The sequence below is a fragment of the Ruegeria sp. G7 genome (assembly GCF_056535465.1).
Genome location: NZ_JBQFIL010000001.1, coordinates 2,072,213 through 2,095,177 on the forward strand (window position 1 = coordinate 2,072,213; position 22,965 = coordinate 2,095,177).

The window sequence follows — 22,965 nt, forward strand, 5'->3', positions numbered from 1 at the left end:
TCCAAATTCACCTTTGAAGGTTAAACCATGCGCCTCAGCCGTTACTTTCTGCCCGTTCTCAAGGAAAACCCCTCCGAGGCTCAGATCGTCAGCCACCGGCTGATGCTGCGCGCCGGGATGATCAAGCAGGCGGCTGCGGGCATCTATTCTTGGCTGCCGCTGGGCTTCAAAGTGCTGCGCAAGCTGGAAAACATCGTGCATGAGGAGCAGGCCAAGGCAGGGCACATCGCGATCCAGATGCCGATCCTGCAATCGGCGGATTTGTGGCGCGAATCCGGGCGGTATGATGATTACGGTCAGGAAATGCTGCGGATGAAAGACCGGCATGACCGCGACATGCTCTATACGCCCACGGCCGAGGAACTGGTGACCGATATCTTCCGGGGTCATGTCAGCAGCTACAAAGACCTGCCGCTGACGCTCTACCAGATCCAGTGGAAGTTCCGCGACGAAATCCGCCCGCGTTTCGGCGTGATGCGGGGGCGCGAATTCTATATGAAGGACGGCTACAATTTCGACCTGACCAAAGAGGACGCGCTGCATTCCTACAACCGCCATCTGGTCAGCTACCTGCGCACGTATGAGCGCATGGGCCTGCAGGCCATCCCGATGCGCGCGGATTCCGGGCCCATCGGTGGCGATGACACGCATGAATTCCTGGTTCTGGCTGATACGGGCGAGTCCGAAGTTTTCTATGACAGCGCTGTCACCGACCTGACCTTTGGAGACCGTCAGATCGACTATGATGACCGCGCGCAATGTCAGGCGATCCTCGAAGAGTTCACCTCGAAATACGCTCGTACTGATGAGACTCATGACGAGGCGCTGTTCAACCAGATCCCTGAGGAACGCCGCCGCGTCGCGCGCGGGATCGAAGTGGGGCAGATTTTCTATTTCGGCACCAAGTATTCCGAACCTCTGGGCGCAACGGTCCAAGGACCCGATGGCAAGCCGGTTCCGGTGCATATGGGCAGCCACGGTATTGGCGTCAGCCGCCTGATTGGTGCGATCATCGAAGCCAGCCACGATGACAAGGGCATCATCTGGCCCGAAGGCGTGACGCCGTTCCACTGTGGAATCGTCAACTTAAAGCAGGGCGATGAAGAAGCGGATGCGGCTTGTGACAAGCTCTACGGCGCGCTGACTGCGCTGGGGCTGGAACCGCTGTATGACGATCGCAACGAACGGGCAGGGGGCAAGTTCGCCACCATGGACCTGATCGGCCTGCCGTGGCGGATCACTGTCGGCCCGCGCGGTTTGAAGAACGGTGTTGTCGAATTGACCTGTCGCCGAACTGGCGAAAGCGAAGAACTCAGCCCGGAGGCCGCGGTGACTAAAGTCGCTGAAATCTATGAGGGCATCGCCTGATCCGGTCGATGCAGGCCTGACGTCAAAAGACTAGGACGTCGGGCGCGCAGTCACGATGTCCCCGTCTGCGTCGCTGCCACGTGCGACGACGATGGGGCGTCCCATGCGCCGAACCAGATCGCGCAATTCAAAGCCGAGAAAGCGCAATCCGCAGATGCGTTTTCCGGTCGTATGGTCGCTGATGCACAGGCGCCCCTGACGGAAGGCCAGATGATAGCCCTTCTCTCTCAGAATGTCGGCGAGACTGGCCCAGCTGACTGCGCTGCTGAACAACGGCCGGATCGCTGCCCGCAACAATGCAGCACTTTCACAATCCAGTTCCGTAGATGCCTGACGGGCCAAAATAGGGCCCGATCCTTCCATGTGTTCTTGAATACCCATTGAGCGTACCTCCGCTCTTCACTCTTAAAAATGTGTCCCCCGAAATAAGGGTACAATGTTTCCTGCATTAATCAATTTGCGACATAATATTGCGCATCCAATGTTGCGATTGTGACTCAGTTGAGCCGCTAACGCTTCACATTGACTTCATAGCTGAAACAATAAGCCTTTGTCTGTGAAGAGGGTCACAACCGATGGTGGTGTCCTTACGATGCATATTCACGTGATGACAGAGTGCCCTTGGTCGATTCGGCGCGCGTTCGGTGTACGGCGGACCTGCGCGCCCTTCATTTGCCGACGCGTGCATGTTGGGCGAGAACCGGCTTGACCCTCGGGCGAAATGCCGAGAGGGTCGCGCCAAACCGATAGCCCCGAGGCACCATGGCCAGTTCACCCCCACCCTTTGCCCCATTCGAATGGAAAATCGCCTGGCGCTATCTGCGCGCGCGCCGCGCCGAGGGTGGCGTCAGCGTGATGACCTGGATCTCGTTGATCGGGATCACGCTGGCGGTGTTTGCGCTGATCGCGACGCTGGCCGTTCGGTCCGGGTTCCGGTCGGAATTCGTGGGTACCATTCTGGGTGCGAACGCCCATGTCACCGTGTTCTCAGCCGGAGAGGTCAACGCGCAAGGACGACTGGATCGCACCATCGCCGATTTCGACGGCATGGCGGACCGGATCGCGCAGGTTCCGGGGGTCGAACGTGCCGCGCCTTTGGTCAAAGGGCAGGTGCTGATCACCAATGCCGACCGCAGCGCGGGCGTGCAGGTGTTCGGCATCCGCCCCGATGATTTGGCCGACCTGCCGGGGATTGCGGAAAGTGATCAGGCTTATGGTGACCTGTCGCGGTTCGCGGATGGCATCGCCATCGGCTCGGGCGTTGCGCGGTCCATCGGGGCCACGGTGGGGGATCGGGTCAAGCTGACCTCGCCCAACGGGGTCAAAACCGCCTTCGGGACGTCCCCGCGCGTGAACGCTTATGAGGTCGTCTATGTCTTTTCCGCTGGGCGCTATGACATCGACCGCACCCGCGTCTATATGCCGTTCGCTGAGGCGCAGAGCTTCTTCAACCGCGAAGGCGTGGCTGACGAAATCGAAGTGATGGTCGACCGCCCCGAGGATCTGTCACCGATCCTGATCCCGATCCTTGAAGCCGCTGGTGAGCGCAGCCAGATCTGGACATGGCAGGACGCCTCGGGCGGGTTCCTGCGCGCGTTGGAGGTCGAGGACAATGTGATGTTCATCATCCTGTCGATCCTTGTGCTGATCGCGGCGATGAACATCGTTTCCGGCCTGATCATGCTGGTGAAGAACAAAGGCCGCGATATCGGTATCCTGCGGACCATTGGCCTCAGCGAAGGGTCGGTGCTGCGTGTGTTCTTCATCTGCGGGGCCTTCACGGGCATCATCGGGACGGCGATGGGGGTCGTTCTGGGTTGCCTCTTCGCGATCTACATCGACCCGATCTTCTCGTTCGTGAACTACGTCATGGGCGGCGGCGTTTGGGATCCGTCCATTCGCGGCATCTATGCGCTGCCAGCCGAATTGCACCTGTCGGACGTCCTCAAGGCCATCGCCCTTTCGCTGGGCCTGTCCTTCCTTGTCACCTATTTCCCAGCCCGACGCGCGGCGCGGCTGAACCCGGTCGAGGCGCTGCGTTATGAGTGATGTGACGCTGAAGCTTGATGGCCTGACTAAGACCTACCTGCAGGGCACCCCGGGCGAGGTTCAGGTGCTGCGCGGGGCCGATCTGGAGCTGCGCGCAGGTGAGGCCGTGGCGCTGGTTGCCCCCTCGGGCGCGGGCAAATCCACGCTGCTGCATATCGCCGGTCTGCTGGACACACCCGATACGGGCTCGGTCGAGATCGCGGGGCAGGGCGCAACCGACAAAGGTGACCGCACCCGTACGGCGATCCGGCGACAGGATGTCGGCTTTGTTTACCAGTTCCACCACCTGCTGCCCGAGTTCACCGCGCTGGAGAACATCGTGCTGCCGCAACTGGCGAACGGCACGTCTGAGAAAGCCGCACAGGACCGCGCGATGCAGCTGCTTGATCGGGTGGGCGTCGCCGCACGCGCTGGTCACCGGCCCGCCGCCTTGTCCGGCGGAGAACAGCAGCGAGTGGCCTTCTGCCGGGCGCTGGCCAACAAACCGCGCGTGCTGCTGGCAGATGAGCCGACGGGCAATCTGGACCCCGAGACATCGGATCAGGTGTTTGCCGCGCTGATGGCGCTGGTGCGCGATGAGGGGCTCTCGGCGCTGATCGCCACGCACAACCTTGATCTGGCGGCGCGCATGGACCGGGTGGTGCGGCTGGACGGGGGCGTGCTCAGGCCAGTTGCGTGATCGCCACGCCAAGCGCCATCACCGCAATCCCGCCCGCGCGCATCAGCGTCAGCGGCGTGACCTGCGCGCCGAACAGGCCGAAATGGTCAATCGCTGCCGTGCTGATCAACTGCCCCAACAGCACGAAGAACACGGCATTGCCGACCCCGAAATGCGGGGCCACATGGGTGATAGACAGCACGTAGAACGCGATCAGGACCCCGCCCAACAGCAGATGCCTGGGGGCCTCAGCGAGTTTTGCGAACGCGTCACCTCCGCCCAGCACCAACAGCGCAAGGGCCGAGGCGACAAAAGCGATGGCGAACAGAATGACCGCCGCCGCGTTGGGCGACCCGATCAGCCGACCCAGCGCGGCGTTCAGCGCGGCGAGGATGGGCACCCCGATCCCGGCGGCCAGCATGATGGCTGCGTATTGTGTCATGGCCTTCTACCCCTGCGCCGGTTTCGTTGATCTGGATCATTGCGCCAGCAGGCGTGCCGGGCAAGTCTCGATTTGCAAGGTAGAAGGGAGAAAAGCGATGACACGATGGATACTTGGCGCTATGTCGCTGAGCGCACTCACCGCAATTTCACAGCCCGCGCTGGCGCAGGACGTCGAGATGGGGGCCGAGCTCTATCAGCATTATTGCGCCACCTGCCACGGGCTGGACGCAACCGGGCACGGGCCCATGGCCGGAGTGCTTGTGATCCAGCCTTCGAACCTCAAGACACTGGCCAACGCAGAGGGTGTGTTTCCAACCGCTCGCGTAGTGGCACGGATCGACGGGCGTGATCCTTTGGTCAGTCACGGCAGTCCGATGCCGGTTTATGGACCCTATTTTGAGGGAAACGATACGGCGATCAAAACGCCCGCCGGACAGCCGATCCTGACAAGTAAACCCATCGCTGATCTGGTCGCCTATCTGCAGACCTTGCAAGAGGACTGAGATTTAGCGGCAAATGCCTTCGACCTTGGCCCCCGCCCATGGTAGATGCACGGCGCTTTCACGCCGGCTGCCGGGTAGGGCCGAGACATCGAAATGGGCGCTCAGCATGTCGTGCAGGCGCTTAGTGCGCGGTGCATCCGGGTCCAGTGCGCGACAGCAGACATATTCCTCGACAATGGCACCCTGCTGTTCAAAGCCATAGGACAGGAAGTTGGGCGAAGTATTGAGGTCGAACAGATACGGATCATCGCTGCGCCCGTGCTCGGCTGCGGCGCGCAGAGGGTGGTAGCCTGTCGTCTCGCGGTTCTGCCACTGCCAGACATGGGTCAGTTCATGCGCCAGCAGCATGGCGGCGATCAGATTCACCCGCTCGGGGTACTGCGCCATGTAGTCGTCCAGATACCAGTCCTTGGTGAAATAGACCCGGTTGAACAGCGCCACCCCGGCGGGTTTGCCGGTCACCGTTTCCTCTTTCACCGGTGGCAAAATCCGCTCGCGGCAGGCCAGACGGGGCCGGGCCTTGCGCGTATAGGTGATCGCCGCAACCGGAGCCCCCTCGACCAGACGCACGCGATCAAGGTTCAAAGTATCGCCGTGCAGCCTTGTTGCAAAGGCGCGTTCATGCTCGGTCAGGGGGCGACCGCAGGATGCAAAGAACAGCAGGATCAAAATCAGCAGAGGTCGGACCATATCGCAAAATCTAAAGCGCCCGCTGCGCTCTGCAACCCGTTTTCAGAGGCTCATCGCCAGAACCCGGCTGATTTCCGTCAACGAGCGCCCGGACTGATCCATCCACGTATTGAACGCGCCCTGAACCGCCGTCATCGCCTTTTTCGAGGTCGCGGCCTTGTCGATCACCCCTTCGGCGATCAGCCGCGCGGTCACGTCGCGTGACAGGATGAAACTGTCCCGCCCCGCAAAGCGCATCGCATATTGCGCCGACGCCCCGCCCAGCCGCGACCCGCGCTTGCCCAGCATCGCCAGCAGGCCGATGTAATCAGACGAGGGCCAGCCGCCCAGAACCTGCCCCGCGCCGCCTTCTTCGCGCAGCTCCAGCAGAAAGGCGGCGTTGTCGCGCACGGCGGCAATCTTGGTGCCGTTGCGTACAATCCGCGTGTCCTGAAGCAGGGCATCGAACTTCTCATCATCCATGAAGGCGCAGCGCCCGACGTCGAACCCGTCGAATGCAGTTTCGAATCCCTCCCATTTCGCCTCGATGACTTTCCAGTTGAAGCCTGCCTGAAACACGGTTTTGGTGATGATCGACAGCCACCGATCCTCGGGCATGGTAGCCAGTTCGGCAACTGGTTTGGGCCGCTCCAGCTTGCCTTCCAGCGCATCAGGGCCGCCGTGTCGTTTGGCGGCCATTGCAAAGATGTCGTCAAAGTGATGCATCGCCTGATCCCTCCGTTGTGCAAGGTTGGGCTGGTTGGGGCCGGTCTGGCAAGGGCGAACGTGACGTTGCTGCGCCACGGGGTGTTTTATAATTGACTAGTCAATCAATATCCCTAACCTAGCGCAAGAACGATACCAGGAGCGTATAACAAGCTGCAAATACGGCCCCAAGGGAGGGCAGAACCAGAACCGGCGCGGAAAGTTTCGTCCGGGGTCACGGTTCCCTTTCACTTTCCGGTCGAATTTGTGCATGTTGCGACAGGTGCAGTCACCACGGATTTCCCCGCCCGGGCCATCGGGTTCCGGCAGGGGCAACAGAACAAAACAGGGAGTAAAATCATGAAAAAGTTAAGCGTAAGCCTTTTGGCCCTCGCCGTCGCCGGGTCGGCCCATGCCGCCGACATGGGCGCGGTGGACGAGCCGATCAAACTGGCGATCAACGAATGGACCGGCCAGCACGTCACCACCCATGTGGCGGGTGAGATGCTGAAGGCCGCAGGCTACAACGTCGAATACGTCACCGCAGGGATGATGAACCAGTTCCAGGCGCTGGCCGATGGCGACATCGACGCGACGCTGGAAATCTGGTCGTCCAACGTCTCCGATGAGTATGCCAAGAAGATCGACGAAGGCACCGTGGTCGAGATTGGTGATCTGGGCCTCGACGCCAAGGAAGGCATTGCCTACCCGGCGCACGTGGCCGACCTGTGCCCGGGCCTGCCCGCATGGGAAGCCCTGAAAGACTGCGCGCAGGTCTTCGCCACGGCGGAAACCCTGCCCGGAGGCCGTCTGGTCGATTACCCCGCCGATTGGGGCACACCCGGCGCGGACCGCATGACCGGGCTTGAGCTGCCGTTCAAAGCAGTTCCCGCCGGGTCCGAAGGCGCTCTGATCGCCGAACTCCGCGCCTCGACCGAGCGCAAGTCGCCATTGCTGATCACCTTCTGGCAACCGCATTGGGCGATGTCCGCCTATGATGTGCAGTTCGTCGACCTGCCTGCGGGTGAAGAGGCCTGTTTCAATGATCCGTCCTGGGGCCCCAACCCGAACGCGGTAAACGATTGTGACTTCTCGCCCTCGCGCATCTTCAAAGCCGGTTGGAGCGGCATGGCCGACAAATGGCCCGCCGCTTATGAGATCCTGTCGAACTACCAGCTGTCGGTCGAAGACCAGCAGCCGATGATGGGCGCGATCGACGTCGACGGCGGCTCGGTCGAGGAAGTCGTCGCCGCTTGGATGGCCGAGAACGAGGGCAAATGGCGCCCCGTCGTTGACGCAGCAACCCAGTGAGCTGACATCAGTGACTGACGCAAACACGCCAGCCATCGCCTGCCGGAATCTCTGGCAGGTGTTTGGCCCCGGCGCAGACAAGGCCCTGACCGACGCGCTGTCTCGGTCAGGGGATGATGCCGACCAAGCCGCCGCCAATCTGCGTGAAGGTGGGTTCATCCCTGCCGTTCAGGACGCCAATTTCGAGGTGCAGGAAGGCGAGTTGTTCGTCATCATGGGCCTGTCCGGCTCGGGCAAGTCGACGCTGATCCGCTGCATCTCGCAACTGCTGCCCGGCACGGGTGGCGAGATTCGTGTGGATGGCGAAAATGTCATGGGCGCGTCCAAGAAGGTGCTGACCGATCTGCGGCGCAAAAAGCTGGGCATGGTGTTCCAGCATTTCGGCCTGTTCCCGCATATGACCGTGGCCGAGAACGTGGCCTATCCGCTACGCGTGCAGGGTGTCGGCAAAAAGGAACGTCTGACGCGCGCGCAGGAAGTCATTTCTCTGGTCGGTCTTGAAGGCCGCGAAGACAGCTTTCCACGGCAGCTTTCGGGCGGTCAGCGGCAACGCGTGGGGATCGCCCGCAGCCTTGCCGTGAACCCGGACATCTGGTTTCTGGACGAGCCGTTTTCGGCTCTCGACCCCCTTATCCGCCGGCAGTTGCAGGATGAATTCCTGCGCATTCAGGCGACGTTGAAGAAATCCATCGTGTTCATCACCCATGACATTCAAGAGGCGCTGAAACTGGCTGACCGTATCGCCATCATGCGCGACGGTAAGATCGTTCAGATCGGCACACCCACGGATATCGTGCTGCGCCCGGTGGACGATTATGTACGTGAATTTTCAAAGGACGTAGCCAAGGGCCAGCACGCCAAGGTCGCCTCGGTCATGCGGGATGAGGCCGAGTGCGGCCCGGATGATCCGGGTCTGACGACCTCGATGACACTGGACGCGGCATTGGCGCATTGCATGGAATTGTACGAACCCGTGCCTGTGCGCGATGCCGAGGGCAAAGTTGTCGGCACCGTGCACCCCTCCGATCTGGCGGCTGCGTTGCAGGTGGACGAGGCATGACGGCGCTGGATATCCCTGCGCAGCAGGCGCGCCTGACCGCAGGTGCGCAGGCGGCGCTGATCACCGTGATCGTCGGCGCGGTATGTCTCGCGCTGGAGGGCGTAGCTCCGTGGCTGGTCAAATGGCCCGCCGCATGGGAACTGCCCGCCACCCAATGGGTCGGAGCGTTTCTCGACTGGTTCCTGAACGGCATCAAACCGGCGATGAGACTGTTCTCGGACCTGATGACCTATCCGATGAACGCCGCTGACTATGTGCTAGGCAACACGCCCTGGCCGATCCTGATCGGCATCGTGACCGCGCTGGGCTGGTATCTGGGCGGGCTGCCGATGGCGGCGCTGGGCTTTCTGGGGCTCAGCTTTGTGCTGGCCTCGGGCTATTGGGCCGAGAGCATGAACACCCTGGCCCTCGTCGCCGTGTCCGTGCCCGTGGCGCTGATCATGGGCGGCGCGATTGGCATTCTCGCCAACGAAGTGCCGCGGGTGAAAGCGTTCGTGCAGGCGGTGCTGGACATCATGCAAACCGTGCCGACATTTGCCTATCTGACACCGCTGTTGCTGCTCTTTGGCTTTGGTCCGGTGGTTGGCCTGATCGCCTCGGCCATCTATGCCGCCCCGCCCATGGCGCGCAACGTGATGCTGGGGCTGGAACGGGTCGAGCCCGAGATCAAAGAGGCCGCCATCATGTCCGGCGGCACACGGTTCCAACAACTGTTCCAAGTCGAAATCCCCGCCGCCACGACGCAGATCATGGTCGGCGTGAACCAATGCCTGATGGCCGCCCTGTCGATGGTGATCATCGCTGCCGTCATCGGGGGGTTCAACGATATCGGGTGGGAGGTCCTGCTGACCATGCGCAAGGCGCAGTTCGGCGAATCTCTGATGGCGGGTTTGGTCATCGTGGTCTTTGCGGTGGTGATCGACCGGATGAGCGGCACACTGGCGACCGAGCGCAAACGCTATGACCAACGTGTCGTTTGGGCGATGCTGGGCTTTGCCGTGCTGTTCACCGCCGCCTTCTGGGCGTGGCTGCCGAACCCGTCTGAGCTGACCGTTCTGGACCCGTTGGCCGCGACCATCGACAGCGGCCTGACCGCGTTCACGCAGGCCAACGGGCCGTGGCTGGATGCGCTCAAGAACAACTCGCTGTTCTATGTGCTGCTGCCGCTGCGGATCGGGCTGGATCAGGCGGTGCTGCCCTTCACGTGGGGCTTTGCTTGGACGCCGACGATGAGCTACGGGCTCTTTGCCGCCGCTGCCGCAATCGCGCTGCTGATGGCATGGCGCGGGCATCTGACCGGAGGTCTGATCGTTCTGATCCTGATCGGAGTGCTGGAGACCGGCATCGCTAACCTTCCGTGGCCCTTCGTCCTGACCGGCGCTGCCGCGCTGGGTTGGGTTGCGGGTGGCTGGCGTCTGGCTGCGCTGTCGGTGGGTCTGCTCTGCACCATTCTTGTCTCGGGTCTGTGGGAGCGCGCCTTGCTGTCGCTCTACCTCAGCGGTGCGGCGGTGTTTTCCTGCGCTGTGGTCGGCGGGCTGATCGGTCTGGCCAGCGCGGTCTGGAAGCCGGTCTGGACTATCGTGCGCCCGATCTGCGACATGCTGCAGACCATCCCTCTGTTCGTGTTCCTAATCCCGGTGCTGATGGTCTTTCAGATCGGCGAGTTCTCGGCCTTCCTTGCCATCTGCGCCTACGCCATCGTCCCGATGATCCGGTACACGCGGCACGGGCTGGTCAACACGCCGGATGAGATGATGGAGGCTGCAATCTCCAGCGGCGCGACCGAGTGGCAGATTATGCGCGACGTCCGCGCACCTTATGCCGCGCCGACCATCCTGCTGGGGCTGAACCAGACGATCCTCTATGCCTTTGCGATGCTGGTGATCGCAGCGCTGATCGGGACCACCGGTCTGGGCCAGTCGATCTATCTGGCGCTGGGGCAGGCGGATGTGGGGCTTGGCATCTCAGCCGGGGCAGCTATGGCCATCCTCGCGCTGATCGCCGACCGTATGGTGCAGGGGTTTGCGGAGGAACGCCGCAAAGCGCTGGGCCTATGAAACAGAGCAGGGGCGGGCAGCCGCCCCTGTGCCTCACTTGATTTCGGACAAAGACCGACGCCCCTGCACGGCCTAAACCGGGCGCAATACGTTCGGAGACACTCATGACCGGTTGGGGCCTTTTCCTCGCAGCACTCGCCACGTTCCTGCTGAGCCACATGATCCCGGCCCGCCCGGCGGTGCGCGGCTGGCTGATCGGCACGTTGGGCCGTACCGGCTATTTCGCCACCTATTCGCTGGTCTCGCTGGCCGTACTGGGCTGGCTGATCATCGCCGCCGCCAACGCGCCCTACGTCGAGGTCATTCCACCGTTCACAATCTTCCGCTGGCTTCCGATGCTGATCATGCCCATCGTGTGCTGGCTGGCGATTGCGGGCCTGTCGATCCAGAACCCGTTTTCCTTCGGAGGGCTGGGGAACCGCCCCTTCGATCCTGAAAACCCCGGCATCCTGCGTACCACCCGTCATCCGATCCTTGTGGCACTGATGCTGTGGGCCGTCGCGCATCTTCTGGCCAATGGCAGCCTGTCGCATGTCATCCTGTTTGGCCTGTTCGCAGGGTTCGCTGCGATGGGCATGGCCCTGATCGACCGTCGCACCGCGCGGCAGATGGGGTCAGAATGGCATCGCCTGTCCCGCAACACCGCGCGCCTGTCCCTGCGCGCGCCGCGTCCTTGGCCAAGGCTGTGGGTCTGGCTTGCAACCATCGCCGTCTGGGCGGCTCTCCTGTCCCTGCACGAAGCTGTGATCGGACTGTCGCCGCTGCCATAGGCGGGCAGAGTGGTCGAACCAGCAAACCCGTGCTATCTGAAACGTCATAACCGAAGAACTGAGGTCCCAAAATGCACTTGGCCTATGTCACAACCACCGATCGCGGCGCAACCGACCGCCTGCTTAGCGCTTTTGCTGAGGCTCTGACCGATGCGGGCACTCCGCTGGCCGGCGTGGTGCAAACCAATACCGAATGCGCCGAAGGCTATAAATGCGACATGGACCTTAAGGTGCTGCCAACGGGCGAGACCATTCGCATCTCGCAATCGCTGGGCAAGAATGCGCGCGGCTGCCGACTGGACACGGGTGAGCTGGAGCGCGCAGTAGGACTGGTCACGCAATCGCTGGACAACGGCCCGCACCTGCTGATCATCAACAAGTTCGGCAAGCACGAGGCCGACGGCCGGGGTTTCCGCCCGCTCATCGCCGACGCGCTCGAGCGTGAGATCCCCGTATTGGTTGGCCTGAATCAACTGAACATCGAACGCTTCCAAGAGTTCGCGGGCGGTATGGCTGACGCGCTTGAACCCGACCTCGGCAGCCTGACCGATTGGATCGACAGTGCTGCGAAAAGCAGCGCACAACGCACAGCCTGAGTGCCGACGTGCATGGTTTGGAACCATGGCGCGCCAGCGCGTTGCAATGAAGGTTAAAACAACTGGACTTAGGCCACCGCTTCGGTGCTAGCTGCTTATAGCGAAGCACTTGGCGGTCCAGCGACGTTTCGGACCCGCCGAAAAGCCGGGGCGCGTTATGACCCAGTCCGGGGTGGGCCATTGTAACTTACAATCTACTGCTCGCCGCCGCGGGCAAGACCTGCTGGACAGTGATCGGTTCTGGTTGTTGCTCTTTGCAGCTTACTTCGCGGTTCATGTCGTCCTGAGGCTTGCCAGCGGCGGGGCGCTTGGCTTGGATGAGGCCGAGGTTTTTCTGGATGCGAGGCAGTTGGCCTGGGGGTACGGCCCGCAGTTGCCGCTGTATGCGTGGCTGCAATGGGTGGTGTTTCAGATCACGGGGCCGGGCCTTTTGGGTCTGTCGGTGCTGAAAAACGGAATATTGCTTGCCACCGTTTGTACGCTGTACCTGACCATGCGCACCCGGCAGACACCCCTCATGGCGGGGGTGGCGGTGCTATCCTTGCTGATGTTCTACCAGATCAGCTGGGAATCACAGCGGGCACTGACGCATACCGTGCTGGCCAATCTTTGCTCGGTCCTCAGCTTTGCGACGATCTGGCACCTGATCCGCAACCCTTCGACCCGAGGCTATGTTCTGCTGGGCGTGACAATGGCGGCGGGCGGATTGTCGAAATACAACTATGCCATTGCAATTCTGGCGATGCTTCTTGCGGCGCTCTGTGATCCGGCAACGCGAAAGCCGTTTCTTTCGGCTCGGTTTTTGTTGTCGCTGGGGATTGCCGTTTTGCTGATGATGCCAACACTGCTCTGGGTTCTGAGCAATCCGGACCTTGCGTTTGCGAGCGCCCGCAAGTTCGAGATGACGGATCAGGGGCTGTCCCTGTTGATTGCGGCGCAAGGCCTTGTCGAGCTGTTTGCGGCTGCCCTTGGGTTCGTGTCTTTGCTGTTGCTGGTGCTCGGAGCCCTTTGGTTGCTGTATCGCAAACAGGGGGTGCAAGCGGTTTCGGATGACCTGTTGCGTTTTATGGTGCGCAGCCTGGTCTGGTCGCTGGCTCTGATGGTTGTGATCGTGGTTGCCAGTGGCAGCACCAATATCAAGGATCGGTGGCTTCAACCCGTTCTGATCTTTGCGGGCCCCGTATTTGCGCTGTGGGTGCTGCCGCGAACCGGAAAGCTTGGCATACGGCGCTTTTCCCAGATGAGCGCGGGTTTTGCGGCTCTGATCGCCGCAGCGATGCTGCATCACAATCTCGCCGGGGATGCCAAGCGCGCCGCCCCTTTTGCGGTTCTGACACCACAAATTTTGGCGCAAACCCCCTCAGGAACAACCGTCATTGCTCAGAACTGGGTGGCAGGAAACATGGCTTATCTTGCCCCCGGTCGGCCGGTCCATGATGCCCTCCGCTCTCAGCCACCTGGCCCCGCGCTGAGGGTGTGGGAGGCAGATGGAAAGGCACCCAAGGATATTGATCAAACGCGTCAGGTTACTCTATCGGCCCCATACCGCTTTGATGAGAGCACCGTGATGTCGCTGTCTTTCGCGCCGGTTTCGGAATAGCGCAGATCGGGTCTGGCATGTCGAAAACCTGTGTCGGAAGAAGATGGTGGGCGACCCTGGAATCGAACCAGGCGTGCGTCTCCGCGAGGGAGTTACAGTCCCCTGCCACACCTTGCGGCCTGTCGCCCACTGTCAGGCGTTGCACCTGACGTGGAGGCGTGATTACTAGCGCGTCTAAAGGGCGTCAACAGGAAAATACCGCTTTGACGCAGGAAACCGAATTACCGGCCCGGAGGCCCGTCACATGAAAAAACCAAAGTGGGTCGTCGAGAAGGAACAGGCGCGCAAAGCTGCGGCTTCCGAGACCGTCTGGCTGTTCGGTCTGCACGCTGTTCGGGATGCCTTGATGAACCCCAAGCGGCAGAAGTTGCGCCTGATCGTGACCCGAAACGCTAGCGATAAGCTGGCGGAAGCCATTGAATTTTCTGGGATCACGCCCGAGATGGCGGACCCGCGCAAGTTTACGGCCCCGATCGACCCCGGCTCGGTCCATCAGGGCGCAGCGCTTGAGGTCAAGCCGTTGGATTGGGGCGGGCTGGCCGAAAACTGTATCGGTCGGGAAAACCCGCGCGTGCTGCTGCTGGACCGGGTGACAGACCCGCATAATGTCGGGGCGATTCTGCGCTCGGCCGAAGTGCTTGGGGCAAGCGCGGTGATCGGCACCCGGCATCACGCGGCCCCCGAAACCGGGGCGCTGGCGAAAACTGCCAGTGGCGCGCTCGAGCGGCAACCCTACCTGCGCTTGCGCAACCTCGCCGATACGATTGTCGAGCTTCAGGCCATGGGATTTCTGGTGCTGGGGCTGGACGGTGAGGCAGACGAGACCATCGAAACCGCCCTGCAGGATAAAAAGGATCGCCCCGTCGCGCTGGTGTTTGGTGCAGAGGGGCCGGGTCTGCGGCAAAAGACCAAAGAGACGGTGGATCAACTGGTCAAGATTGACGCGGCGGGGGGCTTTGGCTCGCTTAATGTCTCAAATGCTGCCGCAATTGCCCTATATGCATCACAGCCCAGATGACAGGAGGTTCTTATTTCCACCTCGCATAAAATCGCCACCTGCTGCTACTGCGGCACCCGCGCTGCGCTTGTCCTGCGGGGCAAGCAGCAGCACGAACTAAGCTGCGCCAGCTGCGGTGCGCCGCTGCATAACTTGAAGATGGTGCCAAAGGCCAAGCTGCCGGAAAGGCCCAAGCCCAGCTATAAACCGGGGCGAAAACCTGCAAAATACAAGAAAAAGAAGAAGAGAAGCCTGTTTTCTCGCGTTTTGGACGAGGCGTGGGACGTTATAGAGGATGTATTTGACTAGCATCTGATCACATCGGCGTCATATGGGTTTCGGCGGCTGGCTTAAACAGGCATTTTAGACTCTTCAAATCTGAACCGATGAATCACCAATGCTGTCCCGACGCCTCTTTCTTTCCAGCCTGACCTGTTTTGCCCTCGCGCCCGTTGCCCATGCGCAGGAAAAAGCGATGTTCTACGCCGATGATGGGGTCGCGATATCCGGTTATGATGCCGTTTCGTATTTTCGCGACAAAGAGCCGGTGCAAGGCGACTCGAAGATCGCTCTGATCTGGAAGGGCACCCGCTGGCAATTTGCATCCGTCGAAAACCGGGACCGGTTCGAACAGAACCCACGCGCGTTTGCCCCGCAGTTCGGCGGCTACTGCGCCTATGCGATGATGGATGGAGAGCTGAGCAGCACCGACCCGCTGGCGTGGCAGATCGTGGACGGCAAGCTTTATCTTGCACATTCAGCTGAGATTGAGCGGATTTGGCGCGAGAATGTAGCGCAAAATATCCGCCGGGCCGAGGTTCACTGGCCCGAGGTCCTCTACTAGAAAAGTGGCGAAGTTCCGCTTTTCGTGATCTGTCATCACAAAAATGCGCACCCCCTCTTTTTTTTAACGAAGTCATGCTTAAATGTCACAGTGACCGCGGAATGGAACTGCCGCGGGTCATTTCACTGTCCCTCGTTCCAACACCTTGCGCCCAGGTTAATCACCTGGGCGCTTTTTTCTTTAGGCGCACAGGCCTAAGGTGCTGGCATGGCGGATTATAGCGATGATTTTCTGACCCAGATTCTGCGGCGCACCAAAGTGGTTGCGGTTGTTGGTGTGTCGATGGACCCGGTACGGCCCAGCTATTATGTTGCGCGCTATTTGTCTTTGAAGGGGTATACGGTGATACCGGTCAATCCCGGCCATGCGGGTAAACCGTTGTTTGGGCAGACTGTACGGGCGTCCCTGTCCGAGATTTCCGAACCGGTCGACATGGTCGATATTTTCCGCCGCTCTGAGGCTGTGCCGCCCATCGTTGACGAAGCCCTTGAGGCGTTTCCGGATCTTCGCACCATCTGGATGCAGATTGGCGTCGAACATGCCGAGGCGGCAGCCAAGGCGCAGGCGCGCGGTGTGGATGTGGTGATGAACCGCTGTCCCAAAATCGAATACCAGCGTTTGTTCGGCGAGCTGCGGATGGGCGGGTTTGCAACCGGGATCATCTCGTCCAAGCTGTGACGATCAGTTGCCGGTGTAGGGCTTCAACTCGCCGTACTGCTCAATGCTTCGTTTGCGCATGACGACCGCGCGCGGCACCCAGTCGTATTTTGTGTCCTTGACCAGCGGTGACCAGAACAGCACGCCGCCATGACGCCATGGATCAAGCACTATGCCCTCGTACAGGCTTTGGCCCTTGCGGCTGATGATGGCGGTGCTGTGATCGATGCGAAACGGGTTGTCGGCATTTGCGATGGCCCGGTGCATTTCCAGCGTTTCGAACCCTTCCTGATCCAGCCTCCGCTCGATATCTTCGGCCCAATGCCAGCATAGGCCGCGGGGGCGCAGGCCCTTGTTGACCTTGGCATTGTGGATTAGCGGCGGGTCAGTAATCTGGTATTCCCGCGCCAGCTGCGCCGTATAGGCATAGGCAATATGCGCGGCCCGCGCCGCCTCTTCCGGGTCGATCTCAGGGTCGAGGCTTTGAATTTCGGTTGCCAGTCTCTGGACCTGATCGCCAGAGGATTGGGGTGGGGCACTGCAGGCCGCGAGCAAGAAAAGGACGGTTGCACAAATCAGTGCTCTGATCATTCGCATGCCCTTTAAATCATCTGCAGCGCATCCCCGATTATAGCGGGCATGGGCTTTGCGCGGAACCCGTCCACTCAGCTTTTGGGGCGGGCGGCCTTTTCGGCGATGCCGCTGAGGCCCTGACGGCGGGACAGTTCGGCCAGAACATCGTCCAGCGGCACCTCTCTTGCCGCCAGCATGACAAGCAGGTGATAGAGGACATCCGCGGCCTCAGATGTTAGTTTTTCCCTGTCACCCTTGGTCGCTTCGATGATGGCTTCGATGGCTTCTTCACCGAATTTCTCAGCGCATTTCTCGGGGCCTTTGGCCAACAGCTTTGCGGTCCAGCTGCTGTCGGGATCGGCGGTTTTGCGGGCCTCGATCGTGGTGGCCAGATCGTGCAGGATGCTCATGTCAGCCTCATCGGAATGCCTGCGGCGGCCATGTGCTCCTTGGCCTCGCGGATGGTGTATTCGCCGAAATGAAAGATCGAGGCGGCCAATACGGCGCTGGCACCGCCTTTGGTCACGCCCTCGACCAGGTGGTCCAGATTGCCAACGCCACCACTGGCGATGACCGGAACGTCCACGGCATCGCTGATTGCGCGAGTCAAAGGCAGGTTGAAGCCCGCCTTGGTCCCATCCCGGTCCATCGAGGTCAGTAGGATTTCCCCTGCACCCTTGGCGACAACTGTTCTGGCGAATTCAACGGCATCGATACCTGTTGGTTTGCGCCCGCCATGGGTGAAAATCTCCCACTTTCCTGGGCTTACGGTTTTGGCGTCGATGGCGCAGACGATGCACTGGCTGCCGAACTGGTCTGCCGCCTCGGCGATAACATCCGGATTGGCGACGGCGGCCGAGTTAAAGCTGACCTTGTCTGCGCCTGCCAGCAGCAGCGCGCGTACATCATCCTTGGTCCGCACGCCGCCGCCCACGGTCAGAGGCACGAAACACTGCTCGGCTGTACGCTGGACCACATCGAACATGGTGCCGCGATTCTCATGCGTGGCGTGAATGTCCAGAAAACAGATCTCATCCGCACCGGCGGCATCATAGGCCTTGGCCGATTCCACCGGATCACCCGCGTCGCGCAGGCCAACGAAATTCACGCCCTTGACCACGCGGCCATCGGCAACATCAAGACAAGGAATAATGCGGGTTTTCAGCATGCGGCGTCCTTTGTTGAGCGCACCTCTACCGGCAAAGCCCTGCCGATGCCAGACTTGTGATTGTGATATGGCGCGAAGCTGTGGAAATTAGAGATGAAATTCACCAAAGGGAATATAACTATGCGACATCTTTTGCTGGCTTCACTTCTTACTTTCGGAGGCACCCTGTCCGCCATGGCAGACGACATCATCACCGTAAAAACCGACAAATCCGTGGCCGAGGCGCTGGACGCGCTTGAGGCTGCCGTGGGCAACGCTGGCGCCACCGTTTTTGCCCGCATCGATCATGCGGCTGGGGCCGAAAAGGTCGGCACGCCGATCCCGCCCAATCAGGTTCTGATCTTTGGCAACCCCGCGCTGGGCACGCCAGCCATGCAGATTGACCCGCGTGCGGGGCTGTTCCTGCCACTGAAGGTGCAGGCCTATCAGGACGCTGACGGGCAGGTCTGGTTGATCTATGAGGACCCGAAAGAGACGATGGATGACTTCGACGATGTCGAAAATTCCCCGGTCATAGAGAAAATGCGCGGCGCTTTGGCGAAACTGACCGCCGCTGCCGCACAGTAACTCAGCTCAGGGCGCGAATGGCCTCAGCAAGGTCAATCGCGCCATCATAGAGCGCGCGACCCGAGATCGCGCCGTTCAGTTCAACCCCGCAATCGCGCAAGGCGATCAGGTCGTCCAGCGAACTGACGCCGCCCGATGCAATCACCGGGATTGAGACCGCCTGCGCAAGTGCCGCCGTAGCCTCGATATTCGGCCCCTGCATCGCGCCGTCGCGGTTGATGTCGGTGTAGATGATCGCGGCGACGCCCGCATCCTCGAAGCTGCGGGCCAGATCGGTAACCTGCACGTCGGTTTCCTCGGCCCAGCCTTTGGTGGCAACCATGCCGTTGCGGGCGTCGATGCCCACTGCGACCTTGCCGGGGAAAGCTTTGGCAGCCTCGCGCACCAGATCGGGGTTCTCGACGGCGACGGTGCCCAGTATCACGCGCGCCAGACCTTTCTCGATCCAGGTCTCGATCGTGGCCATGTCGCGGATGCCGCCGCCCAATTGTGCGGGTACGTTGCAGGCTTTCAGGATCGCCTCGACGGGCGCGGCGTTGACCGGCTCTCCTGCGAAGGCGCCGTTCAGGTCGACCAGATGCAGCCATTCGCAGCCCGCGTCGACGAAGGCGCGGGCCTGTGCGGCGGGGTCTTCGTTGAAGACCGTGGCCTTGTCCATCTCACCACGTAGCAGGCGCACGGCATTGCCGTCTTTCAGGTCGATAGCGGGGTAGAGGATCATGTCAGGCGGCCCTATATGTCAGTTATCCGCGCGGGATATCGCACAGGCGGGGCAGGGGATGCAACGCGACGCGGGGTCATTCTTGCCCGATAGCAATGGCCGGGTCAGACTGGCCGCGAAACAGGGAGAAATTAATGAAACGCACATTCATCGCAGCAGCATCCTTGTCGGTTCTGTCCACCGTCGCTCTGGCCGATCCGGTCGACGGTTTGTGGAAGACCGAGCCCGGGGATGAGGGGAACTATCTTCACGTCTCGATCCAGCCCTGCGGCAGCGCGATTTGCGGAACCATCGACAGCGCGTTCGATGCAGCGGGCAATCAGTCACTGAACTACGAAAACCTTGGCAAGCAGATCATCTGGGACATGGTGCCCGAAGGCGATGGCAGTTATGGCGATGGCAAGATCTGGGCGCCGGACCGGGACAAGACCTACAACTCGAAAATGGCGCTGGACGGGCAGAACAAGCTGACCGTCAAAGGATGTGTTGCGGGTGGTCTGGTTTGTCGCGGGCAGACCTGGACACGCGTTCAGTAAACATCAGGGCGTCCAGGTCAGGAAGTTTCCGATCATGTGCAGGCCCACATCCTGGCTTTTCTCGGGGTGAAACTGCATTCCAAGCATCGTGTCGCGGCCGATGACGGCCGTGACCTCTTGTCCATAATCCACATAGGCCAGCCGCTGCGCCGGGTCGGTGACGCGGAAGTGATAGGAGTGGACGAAATAGGCGTGATCTCCGGATGCCACGCCATCAAAGACCGGGTGGCTGCTCTCCAGCACCAGATCGTTCCAGCCCATATGCGGCACCTTCAAGGTGCTGTCTGAGGGCTCAATCCTGACAACATCGCCAGTAATCCATCCCAGACCATCGGTTGCCGTGTATTCATGGCCCTTCGAGGCCATCAGCTGCATCCCGACACAGATGCCCAGAAACGGCCGGCCCTTTTGTTCGACCGCCTCAACCATCGCGTCATAGATGCCTTTGTGGCCCCGAAGCTCGGCGGCGCAGGCGGGAAAAGCCCCGTCGCCGGGCAGAACCAGACGATCCGCCCGCGCCACAACATCCGCGTCCGAGGTCACAACGACCTCACCCGCATCCACCTCGCGCGCCATGCGCTGAAACGCCTTTTCCGCCGAGTGCAGATTGCCGCTCTCGTAGTCAATAATGGCGGTGAGCATTTGAGTCCTTTCTGCGCGCAACTTGTCCGAAAACCGGCGCCCACTTTTCGGGCTGCACTTACAGCGCGCCCTTGGTCGACGGTATCGCATCCGCTTTGCGCGGGTCGGTCTCGACCGCATCGCGCAAGGCGCGGGCGACGGCCTTGAATGCGGCCTCGGCGATGTGGTGGCTGTTGAATCCGTGCAGCTGATCGATATGCAGCGTTATGCCTCCATGGGTGCTGAGCGCCTGAAAAAACTCGCGCACCAGTTCGGTGTCGAATGTTCCAATCTTCTGGGTCGGCAGGTCCACGTTCCAGATCAGGAACGGACGCCCAGACAGGTCCAGCGCGCACCGTACCTGTGCGTCGTCCATTGGCAGATGGCATTCTCCGTACCGACGAATGCCCTTCTTGTCGCCCAAGGCCTGCGTCAAAGCCTGACCCAGTGCGATCCCGGTATCCTCGACCGTGTGGTGGTCGTCGATGTGGTAATCGCCCTTGGCGTGGATCGTCATGTCGATCAGCGAATGGCGCGCCAGCTGGTCCAGCATGTGGTCAAAGAACCCGACGCCGGTCTGGTTGTCATACTGGCCGGTGCCGTCAAGATTGACCTCGACCGAGATCTCGGTCTCGGCGGTCTGGCGGCTGATCTTTGCGCTGCGCATGGGCGAATTCCTTTTGCTACAGGGGCGCTTATAGACGCGGACGGGCGGCCTATCCAGACCGCTTTCAGCCTTCGCCGCAAACTGTTGCAGGGGATTGCGCCCGGACGCGCCCCGTGCCAGCCTGCGGACAACACGAACCAACAAGGCCTGGCCCATGTCCACCTGCGTTTTCATCCAAATCCGTTGCAAACCCGGCACCACCTATCAAGTGGCCGAAGACATCGCGCTGCGCGAAATCCACTCGGAACTCTACTCTACCAGTGGCGAATATGATCTGCTGTTGAAGCTCTATATCCCGGCGTCCGAGGATGTGGGCCACTTCATCAACGAAAACCTGCTGGTGATTCCCAATATCGAACGTTCGCTGACCACGATCACGTTCAAAGCGTTCTAGCCCAGCTCAAACGTGGTGACGCCAAAGATCCGGTTCAGATCGATATCCGGCTGGTGATCCGAATACATCCGCGCGGTTTCAAATACCTTCTCAAGCCCTAGCGCATCCGCCAGCGCAAAGGCGGCGGCGTTGGGTTGCGGCATGTCGATGAAAACGTCCTGCAGTGCATTTTCGTCAGGAATATCGGCAAGGACCGACACCAGCAGAGCCTGCGCAATCTCGGCAGTGTCGGCAAATAGCGGCCCGATCTTATACCCGCTTTGGCATGGGCGCAGCGTGACGTATCCTTTGATCGCGCCGTTTTCGGCAAATACGCGCGAGGTATGGCGGGGCGCGCTCAGCCAGTCGCGCAGAAACACATTGCGCGGGGCAGGGAACAATTGCCGGTCATAGGCGGCCAGATCGTCTGAAAGGTGGTTCAGGACAGCAACCTGCGCCACGGGTTGAGCGCCAAGTGCCGCCAAAATCCCGTGCTTGGTCCCGCCAAAGCGATAGTTGTTATAGGCAAAGGTGAAACCGGATTTGCGGTAATTGTCCTGCTGTTCAACCACCCCATCCAGCCCCATGTTCCGACCGGTGCAATGGGCCAGCGCGTGCTGGGCGATCTCAAGACCATGCCCCGAGCCGCGAAACTCGGGTCTGACGATGTAGAACCCCAGAAATGAGAATGCGTCGTCATAATTCACCGCCGAGACCGAGGCGACCATCTCGCCATCCAGAAATCCGCCCAGAAACCCATCGGGGTCCGTCGGTCGAAAGCACTCCGCATCGTGGAAACCCGGATTCCACCCCTCGCGCCCCGCCCAATCGACAGCATGCTGAACTTCGGGGGCGGTGAGGGGGCGAATGACATAATCTGACATGAGGGTTGCCTTAAATACTGCGTTGCCACCAGCATGGCGCAAGCCCGGCAAAAGAACCAGCATGTTCGGGAAAGGTTGGTATCTGGAGCGGGCGAGGCGATTCGAACGCCCGACCCTAACCTTGGCAAGGTTATGCTCTACCCCTGAGCTACGCCCGCATCAGATACTGTGTCGGTCCAAAGACCTCTCAATGGAGCGGGCGAGGCGATTCGAACGCCCGACCCTAACCTTGGCAAGGTTATGCTCTACCCCTGAGCTACGCCCGCGCCGTTGAGTGAGGAGGGATGTATAAAGTCCCACACGAGGCTGCAAGCGGAAAAACACAAAAACCCGCAAAAATCTTTCGACGGAATGTCGGCGCAGAGCCGTTAAACACCCATGGGTTTCGGCGAAACGAAGGGCAAGACGAACGAAATGGCACATATTGCAGATATTAAGGTGGCGGTTCTGGCGGTGCTGATTGTGCTGACCACGGTGTTCTGTGCCAAGACCGAAGATGAATTGGCAGAGGGACGACCAGCCCCCTCGGCCGCAGCATTGGTCAACACGCAGAGCCTCATGGGTTGA

28 protein-coding genes and 3 tRNA genes are annotated in these 22,965 nt (G+C 60.8%); 17 read left to right on the plus strand and 14 right to left on the minus strand.

From position 1 onward, the window contains the following. Positions 1–27 precede the first annotated feature (27 nt). Positions 28–1,368: a proline--tRNA ligase gene (proS, locus tag ACR3EN_RS10405; protein WP_480822769.1), complete on the plus strand. Its 1,341-nt coding sequence runs from the start codon at positions 28–30 to the stop codon at positions 1,366–1,368. 30 nt (positions 1,369–1,398) lie between these two features. Here proS and ACR3EN_RS10410 read toward each other — a convergent pair whose 3' ends face one another. Beyond that, positions 1,399–1,749, minus strand: coding sequence for a hypothetical protein (locus tag ACR3EN_RS10410; protein ID WP_480822767.1), 351 nt, complete (start codon positions 1,747–1,749; stop codon positions 1,399–1,401). 381 nt (positions 1,750–2,130) lie between these two features. On the opposite strand from ACR3EN_RS10410, the gene ACR3EN_RS10415 reads away from it, so the two are divergent. Both ACR3EN_RS10415 and ACR3EN_RS10420 read left to right on the plus strand, forming a co-directional pair. Continuing rightward, positions 2,131–3,417, plus strand: coding sequence for a lipoprotein-releasing ABC transporter permease subunit (locus ACR3EN_RS10415; protein ID WP_480822765.1), 1,287 nt, complete (start codon positions 2,131–2,133; stop codon positions 3,415–3,417). Then, positions 3,410–4,096 (plus strand): ABC transporter ATP-binding protein, encoded by a 687-nt coding sequence (locus tag ACR3EN_RS10420; protein WP_480822763.1) that lies wholly within the window; start codon positions 3,410–3,412, stop codon positions 4,094–4,096. Before ACR3EN_RS10415 ends, ACR3EN_RS10420 begins: the two co-directional genes overlap by 8 nt. On the opposite strand, the gene ACR3EN_RS10425 is transcribed toward ACR3EN_RS10420, so the two are convergent. Beyond that, a complete protein-coding gene (locus tag ACR3EN_RS10425; protein ID WP_480822761.1) occupies positions 4,080–4,517 on the minus strand; it encodes a DMT family transporter in 438 nt (145 codons plus the stop codon). The two genes, ACR3EN_RS10420 and ACR3EN_RS10425, sit on opposite strands and share 17 nt — an antisense overlap. A gap of 97 nt (positions 4,518–4,614) precedes the next feature. Here ACR3EN_RS10425 and ACR3EN_RS10430 point away from each other — a divergent pair, with 97 nt between their 5' ends. Beyond that, positions 4,615–5,022, plus strand: coding sequence for a c-type cytochrome (locus tag ACR3EN_RS10430; RefSeq protein ID WP_480822759.1), 408 nt, complete (start codon positions 4,615–4,617; stop codon positions 5,020–5,022). Positions 5,023–5,025: 3 nt separating this feature from the next. On the opposite strand, the gene ACR3EN_RS10435 is transcribed toward ACR3EN_RS10430, so the two are convergent. Then, positions 5,026–5,712 (minus strand): hypothetical protein, encoded by a 687-nt coding sequence (locus ACR3EN_RS10435; protein WP_480822757.1) that lies wholly within the window; start codon positions 5,710–5,712, stop codon positions 5,026–5,028. A 42-nt stretch (positions 5,713–5,754) separates the two neighbouring features. Further along, positions 5,755–6,417, minus strand: coding sequence for a DNA-3-methyladenine glycosylase I (locus ACR3EN_RS10440; RefSeq protein WP_480822755.1), 663 nt, complete (start codon positions 6,415–6,417; stop codon positions 5,755–5,757). Positions 6,418–6,756: 339 nt separating this feature from the next. Between ACR3EN_RS10440 and ACR3EN_RS10445 the strand changes: the two genes are divergently transcribed. The 6 genes from ACR3EN_RS10445 to ACR3EN_RS10470 all read left to right on the plus strand — a co-directional run bounded on the left by ACR3EN_RS10445 (position 6,757) and on the right by ACR3EN_RS10470 (position 13,790). After that, positions 6,757–7,707, plus strand: a complete 951-nt coding sequence (locus ACR3EN_RS10445; protein ID WP_480822753.1) for an ABC transporter substrate-binding protein — start codon at positions 6,757–6,759, stop codon at positions 7,705–7,707. Between the two features lie 10 nt (positions 7,708–7,717). Next, positions 7,718–8,767 carry a quaternary amine ABC transporter ATP-binding protein gene (locus ACR3EN_RS10450; RefSeq protein ID WP_480822751.1) on the plus strand — a complete coding sequence of 350 codons (1,050 nt, stop codon included), beginning with the start codon at positions 7,718–7,720 and terminating at the stop codon, positions 8,765–8,767. Then, positions 8,764–10,824, plus strand: coding sequence for an ABC transporter permease (locus ACR3EN_RS10455; protein WP_480822749.1), 2,061 nt, complete (start codon positions 8,764–8,766; stop codon positions 10,822–10,824). Before ACR3EN_RS10450 ends, ACR3EN_RS10455 begins: the two co-directional genes overlap by 4 nt. Before the next feature lie 104 nt (positions 10,825–10,928). Beyond that, the gene (locus ACR3EN_RS10460; protein ID WP_480822747.1) at positions 10,929–11,594 is read left to right on the plus strand and encodes an NnrU family protein; all 666 of its coding nucleotides are present in this window, start codon (positions 10,929–10,931) and stop codon (positions 11,592–11,594) included. A gap of 71 nt (positions 11,595–11,665) precedes the next feature. Further along, the gene (locus ACR3EN_RS10465; protein WP_480822745.1) at positions 11,666–12,190 is read left to right on the plus strand and encodes a DUF2478 domain-containing protein; all 525 of its coding nucleotides are present in this window, start codon (positions 11,666–11,668) and stop codon (positions 12,188–12,190) included. A 157-nt stretch (positions 12,191–12,347) separates the two neighbouring features. Next, a complete protein-coding gene (locus ACR3EN_RS10470) occupies positions 12,348–13,790 on the plus strand; it encodes an ArnT family glycosyltransferase (protein ID WP_480822743.1) in 1,443 nt (480 codons plus the stop codon). Between the two features lie 44 nt (positions 13,791–13,834). On the opposite strand, the gene ACR3EN_RS10475 is transcribed toward ACR3EN_RS10470, so the two are convergent. Continuing rightward, positions 13,835–13,918, minus strand: a tRNA-Tyr gene (locus ACR3EN_RS10475). A 116-nt stretch (positions 13,919–14,034) separates the two neighbouring features. On the opposite strand from ACR3EN_RS10475, the gene rlmB reads away from it, so the two are divergent. The 3 genes from rlmB (at position 14,035) to ACR3EN_RS10490 (ending at position 16,309) form a co-directional block, all read left to right on the plus strand. Then, entirely contained in the window at positions 14,035–14,808 is a 774-nt protein-coding gene (gene rlmB, locus ACR3EN_RS10480; RefSeq protein WP_480822741.1) for a 23S rRNA (guanosine(2251)-2'-O)-methyltransferase RlmB, read from the plus strand. Between the two features lie 376 nt (positions 14,809–15,184). Beyond that, positions 15,185–15,631 carry a YHS domain-containing (seleno)protein gene (locus ACR3EN_RS10485; RefSeq protein WP_480822739.1) on the plus strand — a complete coding sequence of 149 codons (447 nt, stop codon included), beginning with the start codon at positions 15,185–15,187 and terminating at the stop codon, positions 15,629–15,631. A gap of 207 nt (positions 15,632–15,838) precedes the next feature. Next, entirely contained in the window at positions 15,839–16,309 is a 471-nt protein-coding gene (locus ACR3EN_RS10490) for a CoA-binding protein (protein WP_480822737.1), read from the plus strand. 3 nt (positions 16,310–16,312) lie between these two features. Here the strand turns inward: ACR3EN_RS10490 and ACR3EN_RS10495 are convergent, their stop codons facing one another. From ACR3EN_RS10495 to hisF, 3 genes are all read right to left on the minus strand, one after another. After that, the gene (locus tag ACR3EN_RS10495) at positions 16,313–16,879 is read right to left on the minus strand and encodes a hypothetical protein (RefSeq protein ID WP_480822735.1); all 567 of its coding nucleotides are present in this window, start codon (positions 16,877–16,879) and stop codon (positions 16,313–16,315) included. A gap of 74 nt (positions 16,880–16,953) precedes the next feature. Further along, entirely contained in the window at positions 16,954–17,271 is a 318-nt protein-coding gene (locus tag ACR3EN_RS10500) for a phosphoribosyl-ATP diphosphatase (protein ID WP_480822733.1), read from the minus strand. Next, on the minus strand, positions 17,268–18,029 hold the full coding sequence (hisF, locus tag ACR3EN_RS10505; RefSeq protein WP_475158920.1) for an imidazole glycerol phosphate synthase subunit HisF: 762 nt from the start codon (positions 18,027–18,029) through the stop codon (positions 17,268–17,270). The genes ACR3EN_RS10500 and hisF overlap by 4 nt, the downstream gene beginning before the upstream one ends. A gap of 174 nt (positions 18,030–18,203) precedes the next feature. Here hisF and ACR3EN_RS10510 point away from each other — a divergent pair, with 174 nt between their 5' ends. Further along, positions 18,204–18,596, plus strand: a complete 393-nt coding sequence (locus tag ACR3EN_RS10510; protein WP_480822730.1) for a DUF302 domain-containing protein — start codon at positions 18,204–18,206, stop codon at positions 18,594–18,596. A 1-nt stretch (position 18,597) separates the two neighbouring features. Here the strand turns inward: ACR3EN_RS10510 and hisA are convergent, their stop codons facing one another. Then, entirely contained in the window at positions 18,598–19,317 is a 720-nt protein-coding gene (hisA, locus tag ACR3EN_RS10515) for a 1-(5-phosphoribosyl)-5-[(5-phosphoribosylamino)methylideneamino]imidazole-4-carboxamide isomerase (RefSeq protein ID WP_170493873.1), read from the minus strand. A gap of 134 nt (positions 19,318–19,451) precedes the next feature. Between hisA and ACR3EN_RS10520 the strand changes: the two genes are divergently transcribed. Next, complete coding sequence (locus ACR3EN_RS10520) at positions 19,452–19,853, plus strand: DUF2147 domain-containing protein (RefSeq protein WP_480822728.1); 402 nt, start codon at positions 19,452–19,454, stop codon at positions 19,851–19,853. A gap of 3 nt (positions 19,854–19,856) precedes the next feature. On the opposite strand, the gene hisH is transcribed toward ACR3EN_RS10520, so the two are convergent. After that, the gene (gene hisH / locus ACR3EN_RS10525; protein ID WP_480822726.1) at positions 19,857–20,495 is read right to left on the minus strand and encodes an imidazole glycerol phosphate synthase subunit HisH; all 639 of its coding nucleotides are present in this window, start codon (positions 20,493–20,495) and stop codon (positions 19,857–19,859) included. 58 nt (positions 20,496–20,553) lie between these two features. Further along, positions 20,554–21,141, minus strand: coding sequence for an imidazoleglycerol-phosphate dehydratase HisB (gene hisB / locus ACR3EN_RS10530; RefSeq protein ID WP_480822725.1), 588 nt, complete (start codon positions 21,139–21,141; stop codon positions 20,554–20,556). A gap of 154 nt (positions 21,142–21,295) precedes the next feature. Between hisB and ACR3EN_RS10535 the strand changes: the two genes are divergently transcribed. After that, complete coding sequence (locus ACR3EN_RS10535) at positions 21,296–21,535, plus strand: Lrp/AsnC family transcriptional regulator (protein ID WP_480822723.1); 240 nt, start codon at positions 21,296–21,298, stop codon at positions 21,533–21,535. Here ACR3EN_RS10535 and ACR3EN_RS10540 read toward each other — a convergent pair. The 3 genes from ACR3EN_RS10540 to ACR3EN_RS10550 all read right to left on the minus strand — a co-directional run bounded on the left by ACR3EN_RS10540 (position 21,532) and on the right by ACR3EN_RS10550 (position 22,664). Further along, complete coding sequence (locus ACR3EN_RS10540; protein WP_480822721.1) at positions 21,532–22,398, minus strand: GNAT family N-acetyltransferase; 867 nt, start codon at positions 22,396–22,398, stop codon at positions 21,532–21,534. The genes ACR3EN_RS10535 and ACR3EN_RS10540 overlap by 4 nt on opposite strands. An 83-nt stretch (positions 22,399–22,481) precedes the next feature. Further along, a tRNA-Gly gene (locus ACR3EN_RS10545) sits at positions 22,482–22,556 on the minus strand. Positions 22,557–22,589: 33 nt separating this feature from the next. Further along, a tRNA-Gly gene (locus ACR3EN_RS10550) sits at positions 22,590–22,664 on the minus strand. A 112-nt stretch (positions 22,665–22,776) separates the two neighbouring features. Between ACR3EN_RS10550 and ACR3EN_RS10555 the strand changes: the two genes are divergently transcribed. Continuing rightward, complete coding sequence (locus tag ACR3EN_RS10555) at positions 22,777–22,965, plus strand: hypothetical protein (RefSeq protein WP_480843279.1); 189 nt, start codon at positions 22,777–22,779, stop codon at positions 22,963–22,965.